8 protein-coding genes are annotated in these 12,476 nt (G+C 36.6%); all 8 read left to right on the top strand.

What is annotated here, in order from left to right; translation table 11 throughout:
- Window positions 1–70 precede the first annotated feature (70 nt).
- Window positions 71–868, top strand: coding sequence for an undecaprenyl pyrophosphate synthase (uppS, locus tag KHA93_RS04875; protein WP_213109701.1), 798 nt, complete (start codon window positions 71–73; stop codon window positions 866–868).
- Window positions 865–1,650 (top strand): phosphatidate cytidylyltransferase, encoded by a 786-nt coding sequence (locus KHA93_RS04880; RefSeq protein ID WP_213109702.1) that lies wholly within the window; start codon window positions 865–867, stop codon window positions 1,648–1,650. The genes uppS and KHA93_RS04880 overlap by 4 nt, the downstream gene beginning before the upstream one ends.
- A gap of 227 nt (window positions 1,651–1,877) precedes the next feature.
- Window positions 1,878–3,023 carry a 1-deoxy-D-xylulose-5-phosphate reductoisomerase gene (gene dxr, locus KHA93_RS04885; RefSeq protein ID WP_213109703.1) on the top strand — a complete coding sequence of 382 codons (1,146 nt, stop codon included), beginning with the start codon at window positions 1,878–1,880 and terminating at the stop codon, window positions 3,021–3,023.
- Window positions 3,024–3,056: 33 nt separating this feature from the next.
- Complete coding sequence (gene rseP / locus KHA93_RS04890) at window positions 3,057–4,319, top strand: RIP metalloprotease RseP (RefSeq protein ID WP_213109704.1); 1,263 nt, start codon at window positions 3,057–3,059, stop codon at window positions 4,317–4,319.
- Between the two features lie 32 nt (window positions 4,320–4,351).
- Window positions 4,352–6,052, top strand: coding sequence for a proline--tRNA ligase (locus tag KHA93_RS04895; protein WP_213109705.1), 1,701 nt, complete (start codon window positions 4,352–4,354; stop codon window positions 6,050–6,052).
- 149 nt (window positions 6,053–6,201) lie between these two features.
- Window positions 6,202–10,518 (top strand): PolC-type DNA polymerase III, encoded by a 4,317-nt coding sequence (locus KHA93_RS04900; RefSeq protein ID WP_213112775.1) that lies wholly within the window; start codon window positions 6,202–6,204, stop codon window positions 10,516–10,518.
- A gap of 221 nt (window positions 10,519–10,739) precedes the next feature.
- On the top strand, window positions 10,740–11,207 hold the full coding sequence (rimP, locus tag KHA93_RS04905) for a ribosome maturation factor RimP (protein WP_213109706.1): 468 nt from the start codon (window positions 10,740–10,742) through the stop codon (window positions 11,205–11,207).
- Window positions 11,208–11,338: 131 nt separating this feature from the next.
- Window positions 11,339–12,466, top strand: coding sequence for a transcription termination factor NusA (nusA, locus tag KHA93_RS04910; protein ID WP_213109707.1), 1,128 nt, complete (start codon window positions 11,339–11,341; stop codon window positions 12,464–12,466).
- Window positions 12,467–12,476 lie beyond the last annotated feature (10 nt).

A 12,476-nucleotide genomic window follows, 5' to 3' on the forward strand; every position in this document is an offset into this window, starting at 1 on the left:
ATATTTTATTTATAATAGGAATTATGGCTCTTTCGATTATAAGGAAGCAACTCTGATGGGGGATCCTTTCATGTTAAATATATTTAAATTATGGAAAAGTTCAAAAAAAACATTTTCAATAGATGAGAGAATAGAAAAAGCGTTAAAACAGCCAGTTCCAACTCATATTGCCATTATTATGGACGGGAATGGCAGATGGGCAAAGAAAAGGGCTCTTCCCCGAATAGCAGGTCATCATGAAGGTATGAAAATCGTTCGGAAAATTACGATGTTGGCTAATCGACTTAATATTGATACTCTAACACTTTACGCCTTTTCTACTGAAAATTGGAAACGACCTAAACAGGAAGTTGATTATTTAATGGGGTTACCTGAGGAATTTCTTGGAAATTTCCTTCCAGAACTCATTGAAGAAAATGTAAAAGTTTGTATGATTGGCCATAATAATAGAATTCCAGAACATACAAGACGAGCAGTAGAAAAAGCAATACAGGAAACGTCGGCGAATACCGGTCTGAAATTGAATTTTGCATTGAATTATGGGGGCAGAGCAGAAATTCTTGAAGCAGTTAGAGACATTTCCAATGATGTAAAGAATGGAAAATTAATTGATAGTGATATTGATGATGAGTGCTTTTCTAAATATTTGATGACTCATGATTTACCTGATCCAGACCTATTAATTCGAACTAGTGGAGAGCTACGCATTAGCAATTTTATGCTTTGGCAAATTGCATATTCGGAATTATGGTTTACAGACGTACTATGGCCAGATTTTAAAGAAACACATTTACTCGAGGCTGTTGAGGCATATCAGCGGCGTACAAGGCGATTTGGAGGAATACATAGCGAGGAGTCACAGAAATGAAACAACGAATCATAACAGCAACAATTTTGATTGCGATATTTTTACCCATTGCCATTTTAGGTGGAATTCCTTTTTTATTTCTAGCATACATCATGGCATCAATTGGATTATATGAGCTTTTTCATATGCGAAAGCTTTCAATTTTTTCCTTTCACGGTTTAATAGCCACTATTTTACTGTGGATTTTCTTATTACCTAATCATTATTTTGACATGATTAATATTACGGGCTTATCCAAAATTGAACTTGCATTTGCAGCCGTTTTACTATTTTTATCATATACGGTGATCGTCAAGAACCAGTTTACGTTTGATGATGTCGGATTTATTCTATTATCCGTTTTATATATTGGCATCGGGTTCTTCTATTTTGTACAAATTCGTGAACAAGGACTTGTTTATCTTTTTTATGCATTATTTGTTGTATGGGTAACAGATTCTGGAGCGTATTTTGTAGGAAGAAAATTTGGAAAGCATAAATTGTGGCCAGATATTAGTCCAAATAAAACAGTCGAAGGTTTTTTCGGCGGGATTGCGTCCGGATTAATTGTAGCTATTTTATTTATTTTCTTTTCCAACATTCAAATACCTTTTGGAAAATTACTAATCGTTACGATTATTATTTCTATATTTGGGCAAATGGGCGATTTGGCTGAATCTGCATTGAAACGCCATTATGGGGTAAAGGATTCTGGAAACCTATTTCCTGGCCATGGAGGCATTCTTGATCGCTGTGATAGCTGGTTATTTGTACTGCCTCTACTCCATTTTTTAATATTTTAGGCTCTTTTCTTAAACATTGTTGCTTTTTTTTCTTAAGTTACATAGTAAGAATAAATTCGGAACTCAAACTTAGTCATTCCGCTTAGAAAAGAGCTGCGTACTTCATAAGAATCGCTAAACTCACCTTTTAAGGGTAAAAGCCGGCTTTTGGGCTTTTACAAAAACAACAAACTTTACGAAGACAGCCATATTTTAATACAGATTGTATTCAGCAAGGAGCGGAAATAATGAAATACATAAGTTTGCTTGGTGCAACAGGTTCGATTGGCATACAAACTCTTGATGTTATACGGAATAATCCAGAACAATTTAAACTAGTGGCAATTTCGGCGGGGAAAAATATAGAACTTGTAAGGAAAATTCTGCTTGAGTTTAAACCAGAATATGTTTCCGTACAATATAAGGAAGACTATGATAAGTTAAAAATAGAGTATCCACAAGGGTTTACTTTTGGGTATGGCTCAGAGGGATTAATGGAAGCGGCTGTGTATCATAAGTCCGATATACTCTTAAATTCGGTAATAGGAAGTGTAGGTCTGAACCCAACACTGGAAGCTATAAAAGAAAAAAAGACAATCGCTCTTGCCAATAAAGAAACGTTAGTGACAGCTGGACACCTTGTCATGACGCATGCGAAAGAGAATAATGTTCCCATCATACCAGTCGATAGTGAGCATTCAGCTATTTATCAATGTTTGCAAGGGGAAAAACTGTCTAGCGTAAATAGGCTAATAATAACAGCATCTGGCGGGAGTTTTAGGGATTATAAACGTGAAGATCTTAAAAATGTTACATTAGAACAGGCGTTAAGTCATCCAAATTGGTCAATGGGCTCCAAAATTACGATAGATTCTGCTACAATGATGAACAAAGGGTTAGAAGTCATAGAAGCACACTGGCTCTTTGATAAACCATACGAAAAAATTGATGTTCTTTTACATCGTGAAAGCATTATCCATTCAATGGTTGAATATGATGACAGCAGTATAATAGCCCAATTGGGAACACCTGATATGAGAGTACCTATTCAATACGCACTCACATATCCCGACAGATTCCATTTTCAGACAGAGAATCGTCTTGATTTAGCTAAAATTGGACAGCTTCATTTTGAGGAAATGGATTTTGAAAGGTTTAGATGTTTAGAATTTGCTTATGAGGCTGGAAAAAGAGGCGGAACATTGCCTACTGTTTTAAATGCAGCAAATGAAGTAGCTGTACATGCATTTCTTTCAGGTAAAATTTCTTTTCTATCAATCGAAGACTTGATTGAGAAGGCACTTGCTCGCCATACTACTATTAAAAACCCTGATCTCGAAACAATTCAAGATGTTGATGCGGAAACTAGGGTTTATGTTAACTCACTTACTTAACGAAGAGCATTTTTCTTAAAGGAGGTTGTGTAAATGAATACCGTTATTTCCTTTATCATTATATTTGGGGCTCTCGTATTTTTTCATGAGCTAGGGCATTTTATTTTTGCTAAGCGTTCAGGAATACTTGTAAGAGAGTTTGCAATTGGGTTTGGTCCGAAAATTTTTTCATACAAAAAAGGTGAAACGACCTATACAATAAGACTTTTACCTATTGGTGGGTTTGTAAGAATGGCCGGGGAAGATCCGGATATACCGGAAATAAAACCTGGACATCGGATCGCTATCCAGTTTGATCAAAGTGAAAAGATAAATAAAATTATCTTAACCGGTAAAAATCGCTATCCGAATGTAAAAATGATTGAAGTTGAAAAGGCCGATTTAGAACATCGTCTTTTTATTCAAGGATATGAAGAAGGTGAAGAGGATCATCTTCAAAGATTTGACGTATCTCGTGAAGCGGTCGTTGTTGAAGATCAAGTTGAAACACAGATTGCGCCATGGGATCGCCAATTTGCTTCTAAAAAATTAAGCGCAAGAGCAATGACGATTTTTGCAGGTCCATTGTTTAACTTTATTTTGGCAATTGTGGCATTTACGATGATTGGTGTTATTCAAGGCGTACCGATAGAAGAGGCTAAGCTCGGTAAGGTGCTTTCAGATGGGGCAGCCCAAGAATCTGGCTTGAAACAAGGTGATCTTGTTTTAAGTATTGATGGCTCTGAAGTGAAGACTTTTACGGATATGACAACGATTGTTAGAGCGCATCCTGAAGAGGAGTTAGTTTTTACGGTTGATCGGGACGGTAAAACTTTGGACATCCCGGTAACTCCGAAACGATTTGTTGAAGAAGATAAAGAAATTGGTTTGATTGGTGTCCAATCTTATTTAGATAAATCTTTTTCAAAAGTAGCATTAAGCGGATTTGTCGAGACGTATCATTGGACAATAAAAATTTTCCAATTGCTCGGACAATTAGTCGTTGGCCAATTTTCTATTGATATGCTTTCTGGGCCGGTAGGGATATACAAGTCCACAGAAGAAGTTGCTAAAGCAGGGATTCTTTATTTAATGAAGTGGACTGGTCTTTTAAGCATTAATTTAGGTATTATGAACTTATTACCAATTCCAGCCCTTGACGGAGGTCGACTACTATTTTTTGGTGTAGAAGCTGTCAGAGGAAAGCCTATTGATCGCCATAAAGAAGGAATGGTTCATTTTATCGGCTTTGCCCTGTTGATGGTATTGATGATAGTAGTTACTTGGAACGATATTCAACGTTTTTTCATTAATTAAACATTGTAGTAATAAAAGATGGGGTGCTAAGTTTGAGACAAAGTATGACATTAATTCCTACTCTTCGTGAGGTACCAGCTGATGCTGATATTAAAAGTCATCAGCTCCTCCTTAGAGCGGGCTTCATAAGACAAATTGCAAGCGGAGTCTATTCATATATGCCACTTGCGAAAAGAGCATTGGATAAAATTGAAAAAATTATCCGAGAAGAAATGGAAAATGCTGGGGCAGCTGAACTACTAATGCCCGCATTACAACCAGCTGAGTTATGGCAGGAGTCTGGACGTTGGTTCACATATGGCGATGAATTAATGCGTATGCATGATCGCCATGGACGGGATTTCGCATTAGGAGCAACTCATGAGGAAGTAATTACGAGTCTTGTAAATGACGATGTACAATCGTACAAGCGACTTCCACTTACCCTTTTTCAAATTCAGACAAAGTTTAGAGATGAAAAACGACCAAGATTCGGTTTATTACGTGGACGTGAGTTTATTATGAAGGATGCGTACTCCTTTCACACTTCTGCTGAAAGCTTGGATGAAGTTTATAATAAAATGTATACTGCATATATGAATATTTTCACTAGATGCGGTCTAGACTTCAGAGCCGTTCTAGCAGATTCAGGAGCAATTGGTGGTAAGGATACTCAGGAATTCATGGTTTTATCAGAAATAGGTGAAGATACAATTGCTTATTCTGATACTTCTGACTATGCTGCTAATATTGAAATGGCTGAATGTGTTGTCGATTATGAGAAGTCAACTGAGGACGAGAAAAAATTAGAAAAAATCGCGACTCCAAACCAAAAAACGATTGCAGAAGTGTCTTCATTTTTTAATATAGAACCTCAAAAATGCATTAAGTCATTAGTATTTAAAGTAGATGACGAGCCTATCATGATACTTGTTCGCGGAGATCATGATGTCAATGACATTAAAGTCAAAAATGTATTGAATGCAAAAACTGTTGAACTTTGCGATCAAGAGGAAACGGAACATATTTTAGGCTGTCCTACTGGTTCACTAGGTCCTGTTGGTGTGACTGGAAAGTTGAAGGTATACGCAGATCATGCGGTTAAAGCTTTAGTCAATGCCGTTTGCGGTGCCAATGCTGATGGTTTCCATTTCGTTAATGTGAATCCTGGAAGGGATTTTGAGGTTGAAAACTACGCCGATTTCAGATTTATTATGGAAGGTGATCCTTCTCCAGACGGAAAAGGAATAATACGTTTTGCCCGCGGTATAGAAGTGGGACATATTTTTAAACTAGGAACAACTTATAGTGAAGCAATGGATGCTAATTATTTAGATGAAAATGGACGAGCTCAAAACTATATTATGGGTTGTTACGGTATCGGTGTTTCTCGTACATTATCTGCGATTGCCGAACAATTTAATGATGAAAATGGACTTGTATGGCCAAATAATATTGCTCCATATCATATCCATGTGATTCCGGTAAATATGAAAGATCAAGACCAGGTTGACTTAGCTGGAGAACTATATGACTTATGTAAAACAAATCGATATGATGTTTTATTAGATGATCGTTCTGAAAGACCTGGTGTGAAATTCAAAGATTCTGATTTAATCGGTCTTCCAATCCGAGTTACGGTTGGCAAAAGGGCTAATGAAGGTATTGTTGAAGTGAAAGTTAGAAAAACGGGCGAATCATTTGAAGTGGATAAAGCAGAGTTGTTACCACTGATTAACAATTTATTGAAATAATAGGCATTGTAATAGTCTTAACATGCGGATAAATGGATTGTAGCGGAAAGCGAGTGGCTGCAGGAAAATCTACTTACAAGTATACAAAGTCAAATAATAAAAAAAGGTACCTATTTAGGTACCTTCCTTTATGGGAGGCAGATGTGGCAATGAATCCCGCCGAAAAAAAAGAGAGATTTCAGTTGCTTCTGCAACAACTTGGTTTAACGGATGATGCGTTTACTCAATATTTTTATAATGCAGAAATAACAAAGCTTACAATTGATCGATCAATAAAGCAATGGCATTTTTCCTTCACGTTTGAAAAAATCATTCCGCATAATGTGTTTTCTACATTTTCTAATCATCTTCAAAAATCTTTTCAACATATTGCTTCTGTTAGTTTTGTGGTTGAAGCAAAGGACTCGGTTCCTACAGAAGAACTTATACTAGATTATTGGAATGGATGCGTAAAGGAAATAGACGGCATTTCTCCAATGCTATTAACTTTATTAAACGAACAATCTCCTAAAATTAATGGGAATAAAATGATCATCGGTACTCGAAATCATACGGAAGCAGAGACGTTAAAAGCGAAATATGGTGGATTAATCCTTGATATTTATAAGAGTTTCGGCTTTCCTTTACTCCAATTCGATACTGAAGTAAATGATGAGCAACAATCAGAAGATGTACAAAGGATTATCGAGGCCAACAGAAAAGAAGATGAGGAAAGGGCTAGGCAAGCTGTAGTTGATATGCAACGTACAGATGCAGAAAAAGAAAAAAATAACGGTGAATTCGTTGGACCACTTATGATTGGTCTCACCATTAAAAACGATGAAGATATTAAAAAGATTGAAGACATTATCGATGAAGAAAGAAGAATTGCGGTACAAGGGTATATTTTTGATGCGGAAATAAGAGAATTGCGAAGTGGTCGATCATTATTAACTTTTAAGATGACCGACTATACGGATTCCATTTTAGTAAAAATGTTTTCAAGAGATAAAGAAGATGTAGAAATGCTAAACATGGTTAAAAAAGGAATGTGGGTAAAAGTACGAGGAAGCGTACAAAATGATACATTTGTTCGAGACCTAGTCATGATTGCTAATGATATAAATGAGGTAAAACCAAAAACACGATTAGATTTGGCGAAAGATGGATCTAAACGTGTAGAATTGCATCTTCATTCTCCGATGAGTCAAATGGATGCTGTAACCTCTATTTCCAGCTACGTCGCTCAAGCAAAAAAATGGGGACATAAAGCGATCGCAATTACGGATCATGCAGTTGTGCAATCTTTTCCAGAAGCTTATAGTGCAGGCAAAAAGAATGATATTAAAATACTTTATGGATTAGAGGCTAACTTAATCGATGATGGGGTGCCAATTGCCTATAATAGTGACCACCGACTTCTCGATACTGCCGAATATATTGTGTTTGACGTTGAAACAACGGGTTTATCTGCCATTTACGACACGATTATAGAACTTGCAGCGGTGAAAATTAGAAATGGTGAAGTAGTAGATAAATTTGAAAGCTTTGCAAATCCACACCATCCTCTTTCTGCGACAACGATTGAATTGACAGGAATTACAGATGATATGGTTAAGGATGCGCCAGAAGTAGAGGACATGCTTCAGAAATTTTATGAATGGTCCGAAGATGCCATATATGTAGCTCATAATGCAACGTTTGATATGGGTTTTTTAAACACTGGTTTCCAAAAAATCGGAGTTGGAAAATCTAAGAATCCTGTTATAGATACATTAGAGCTTGCTAGATTTCTATTTCCTGAATTTAAGAACCATCGTTTAAATACGCTGGCTAAAAAGTTCGATATTGAATTGACCCAGCATCACCGAGCTATTTATGATGCGGAAGCTACAGGATTTTTATTTTTAAAAATGCTAAAGGACGCCAAAGAAAAAGGCATAGAATATCATGATCAATTTAATGATTATATGGGTGAAGGAGATGCTTATAAGCGAGCAAGACCAAGCCACTGTATTTTGCTAGCAAAAAATGAAATAGGATTGAAAAATATATTTAAGCTTGTATCTATTTCACACTTAAACTACATTTATCGAATTCCTAGAATTCCTAGATCTGTACTTGAAAAACATCGAGAGGGAATCCTTGTTGGTTCTGGCTGTGATAAAGGGGAAGTATTTGAAGCGATGATGCAAAAGGGGCAAGCTGAAGCTGAAAAAGCAGCTGCTTTTTATGATTATCTTGAAGTTCATCCTAAATCTGTATACGCCCCATTGATTGAAATGGAACTTGTTAGAAATGAAAAGGATTTAGAGGATATTATTAAGAATATCGTCAACATGGGAGAGAAGTTGAGTTTACCAGTCGTTGCTACTGGAAATGTACATTATTTGAACGAAGAAGATAAAATCTATCGTAAGATCTTAATTTCCTCTCAAGGTGGAGCAAATCCATTAAATAGGCATGAATTGCCTGACGTCCACTTTAGAACGACAAACGAGATGCTTTCTGAATTTGCCTTTTTAGGAAAAGACCTGGCACAAAAGATTGTTGTCGATAACTCAATTTTAGTAGCAGATATGATTGAAAGCATTAAACCTATAAAAGACGATCTCTATACTCCGAAAATTGAAGGCGCTGAAGATGAAATACGGACAATGAGCTATGAGAGAGCAAAGAGCATTTATGGAGATCCACTTCCTGAAATTATAGAAGCAAGATTAGAAAAAGAATTAAAAAGTATTATCGGGCACGGATTTGCCGTTATTTATCTCATATCGCATAAGCTTGTAAAAAAATCTTTGGATGATGGATATTTAGTTGGTTCTCGAGGATCAGTTGGATCATCCTTCGTTGCAACAATGACTGAAATAACAGAAGTAAATCCAATGCCGCCACATTATGTCTGTCCAAATTGTAAGCACTCAGAGTTTTTTGATGATGGAACGGTTGGTTCAGGATTTGATTTGCCTGATAAAGATTGCCCACAATGTGAAACGGCCTACAAAAAAGACGGTCACGATATTCCATTTGAAACTTTTCTTGGCTTTAAGGGAGATAAAGTACCGGATATTGATTTGAACTTTTCCGGTGAATATCAGCCTCATGCACATAACTATACTAAGGTTCTATTTGGAGAAGACTATGTGTATCGTGCTGGAACAATTGGAACAGTCGCGGAAAAAACGGCTTTTGGCTATGTGAAAGGATATGCACAAGATAATAATCTACATTTAAGAAATGCTGAAATAGATCGCTTAGTACAAGGATGTACAGGTGTTAAAAGAACAACAGGTCAGCACCCGGGTGGGATTATAGTTGTTCCAGATGATATGGAAATTTTTGACTTTAGCCCAATTCAGTTTCCTGCTGACGATAAAGAGTCGGAGTGGAAAACGACTCATTTTGATTTTCATTCCATCCATGATAATTTATTAAAACTTGATATTCTTGGTCACGATGATCCGACTGTTATTAGAATGCTACAAGATTTAAGCGGAATTGATCCTAAAACAATTCCAACAGATGACTCTGAAGTTATGAAAATATTTAGCGGTACAGAATCTCTTGGTGTAACTGAGGAACAAATTATGTGTAAAACGGGGACACTTGGTATACCTGAATTCGGTACTCGTTTTGTGCGCCAAATGCTTGAAGATACTAAGCCGACTACTTTTTCGGAGCTTGTGCAAATATCTGGACTGTCGCATGGTACGGATGTATGGCTTGGAAATGCTCAAGAACTTATTCATAACAAAATTTGTACTTTGCCAGAAGTTATCGGCTGCCGTGACGATATAATGGTTTATTTAATATACCAAGGACTTGAACCTTCACTTGCGTTTAAAATTATGGAATCCGTTCGTAAAGGAAAAGGTCTAACTCCTGAATGGGAAGATGAGATGAGGAAAAATACTGTTCCCGAATGGTATATCGACTCATGTAAAAAAATTAAATATATGTTTCCAAAGGCGCACGCAGCTGCCTATGTATTAATGGCTGTAAGGATTGCCTACTTTAAAGTACACCATCCATTGTATTACTACGCCGCTTATTTCACTGTAAGGGCAGAAGATTTTGATTTGGAAGCTATGGTTAGAGGCTCGCAAACGATTCGAGCAAGAATAGAGGAAATCAATGCGAAAGGCTTGGACGCATTGCCGAAAGAGAAAAGTTTACTTACAGTGTTAGAGCTTGCGCTGGAAATGTGTGAAAGGAATTTTAAATTCATGCGTGTTGATCTTTATCGTTCAAGCGCAACGCAATTTATTATCGATGGAGATGCTTTAATACCTCCATTCAATTCAATACCAGGACTCGGAACTAACGCAGCATTGAATATCGTAAAAGCAAGAGAAAATGGTGAATTCCTATCAAAAGAAGATTTACAGCAAAGAGGCAAGGTTTCAAAGACCATTATTGAATACTTAGATAAGCATGGTTGTCTTGAATCTTTACCTGAACAAAATCAACTATCGTTGTTCTAGCGCTTTCTTATCATTTGCATATATATAATGGATATGGTATATTTTTAATGGAAATACTATGAATAACTCTCTGTTGACAAAAAGAGTGGGCGCCCCCCACTCTTTCGTATTGTTCCGGATAGTCTAAAGAAAGCGCAATAACCATGCTAATTAACGCAGTATTGCTAATCGATTTCAAGCCCAAAAATGAAAACTATTGAAACTCTCATATGGAGGTCATTATGAGTAAGGTAACAGAAATCGTTGAAGATCTCGTAAATCCTATCTTAGAAGATATGAAGCTTGACCTTGTCGATATTGAATATGTAAAAGAAGGAAAAAACTGGTTTCTCCGCATATTTCTTGATAAGGAAAATGGTATAGACATTGAAGAATGCGGTATTGTAAGTGAAAGACTAAGTGTAATTCTAGATGACATCGATCCAATACCTCATAATTATTTTTTGGAAGTATCTTCACCAGGTGCAGAACGACCATTGAAAAAAGAGTCTGATTTCGAATCTTCAGTCGGTAAAAACATTCATATTAAAACATATGAACCAATCGATGGTGAAAAGATATTTGAAGGGAAGCTCATTAATTTTAATGGGGAAACAATCATACTTGAGATGAAAATCAAAACACGTGTTAAAACGATTGAAATTCCATTTGAAAAAGTTGCTAAAGCTAGATTGGCCGTTGTTTTTTAAAAAATGACTTTGTTAAAGTGTATATTGAATTTTACCACAATGGAATCTACATACAAGATTAACAGAGCATAAAAAAATTTATGTTTGAATCATACAAAGGTAAAAAGTGAATTAAAGGGGATGACCATTAAATGAGCTCGGAACTATTGGATGCTCTCATTATTCTGGAAAGAGAAAAAGGAATTAGTCGTGATGTATTGATTGAAGCAATCGAAGCGGCTCTTGTTTCAGCTTACAAAAGGAATTTTAATCAAGCGCAAAATGTCCGTGTTGACTTGAATTTGGAGACCGGAACAATGCGAGTATTTGCTCGTAAGGAAATCGTTGATGAAGTTTTTGATTCCAGACTTGAAATATCTCTTGATCAAGCTAAAAAGATTAATCCTGCATACGAAACAGGAGATATTCTTGAGTTAGAGGTAACACCGAAAGACTTCGGAAGAATAGCAGCTCAGACTGCGAAACAAGTTGTAACCCAACGCGTTCGTGAAGCGGAGAGAGGTATTATTTACTCGGAATTCATTGACCGAGAAGACGATATTATGACAGGCATTGTTCAAAGGCAAGACCCTAGGTTTATATACGTTAGCCTTGGTAAGATTGAAGCTTTATTACCACAAAGTGAACAGATGCCAAATGAAACTTATAAACCACATGATCGTATCAAAGTCTATATTACAAAGGTTGAAAAGACGACAAAAGGCCCGCAAATATATGTTTCTCGAACTCATCCAGGATTGTTGAAAAGATTATTTGAAATCGAAGTTCCTGAAATTTATGATGGCACAGTAGAAATTAAATCTGTTGCCCGTGAAGCGGGTGACCGATCCAAAATCTCTGTGAGTACAGATAATGCTGAAGTTGATCCAGTAGGTTCTTGCGTTGGACCTAAAGGTGCTAGGGTTCAGGCAATTGTCAATGAATTAAAGGGTGAAAAAATCGATATCGTAGAATGGTCGTCTGATCCAGTCGTTTTTGTTGCAAATGCCCTAAGTCCTTCAAAAGTACTGGATGTTGATATCCATGAAGAAGAAAAAGCAACTACGGTTGTCGTACCAGATTATCAATTATCACTAGCCATCGGAAAAAGAGGGCAAAATGCTAGACTTGCAGCAAAGTTAACGGGTTGGAAAATTGATATAAAAAGTGAGTCAGATGCTCGAGCAGCAGGCATATATCCACGCGGAGATTCTCTTTTCTTTTTTGATGAAGATGAATCAAGTGACACATTCGATTTAAATGATGAAGAAATCGAATAGGGGTGAGTTA

Origin of the sequence: Lederbergia citrisecunda (assembly GCF_018343695.1) — a bacterium.
Lineage (GTDB): Bacteria > Bacillota > Bacilli > Bacillales > Bacillaceae_C > Lederbergia > Lederbergia citrisecunda.

Bases quoted from the DNA above. Each gene is read 5' to 3' on its own strand.
- rseP (WP_213109704.1), top strand. From the start codon at position 3,057: ATGAATACCGTTATTTCCTTTATCATTATATTTGGGGCTCTCGTATTT.
- KHA93_RS04880 (WP_213109702.1), top strand. From the start codon at position 865: ATGAAACAACGAATCATAACAGCAACAATTTTGATTGCGATATTTTTA.
- uppS (WP_213109701.1), top strand. From the start codon at position 71: ATGTTAAATATATTTAAATTATGGAAAAGTTCAAAAAAAACATTTTCA.
- rimP (WP_213109706.1), top strand. From the start codon at position 10,740: ATGAGTAAGGTAACAGAAATCGTTGAAGATCTCGTAAATCCTATCTTA.
- dxr (WP_213109703.1), top strand. From the start codon at position 1,878: ATGAAATACATAAGTTTGCTTGGTGCAACAGGTTCGATTGGCATACAA.
- nusA (WP_213109707.1), top strand. From the start codon at position 11,339: ATGAGCTCGGAACTATTGGATGCTCTCATTATTCTGGAAAGAGAAAAA.
- KHA93_RS04900 (WP_213112775.1), top strand. From the start codon at position 6,202: ATGAATCCCGCCGAAAAAAAAGAGAGATTTCAGTTGCTTCTGCAACAA.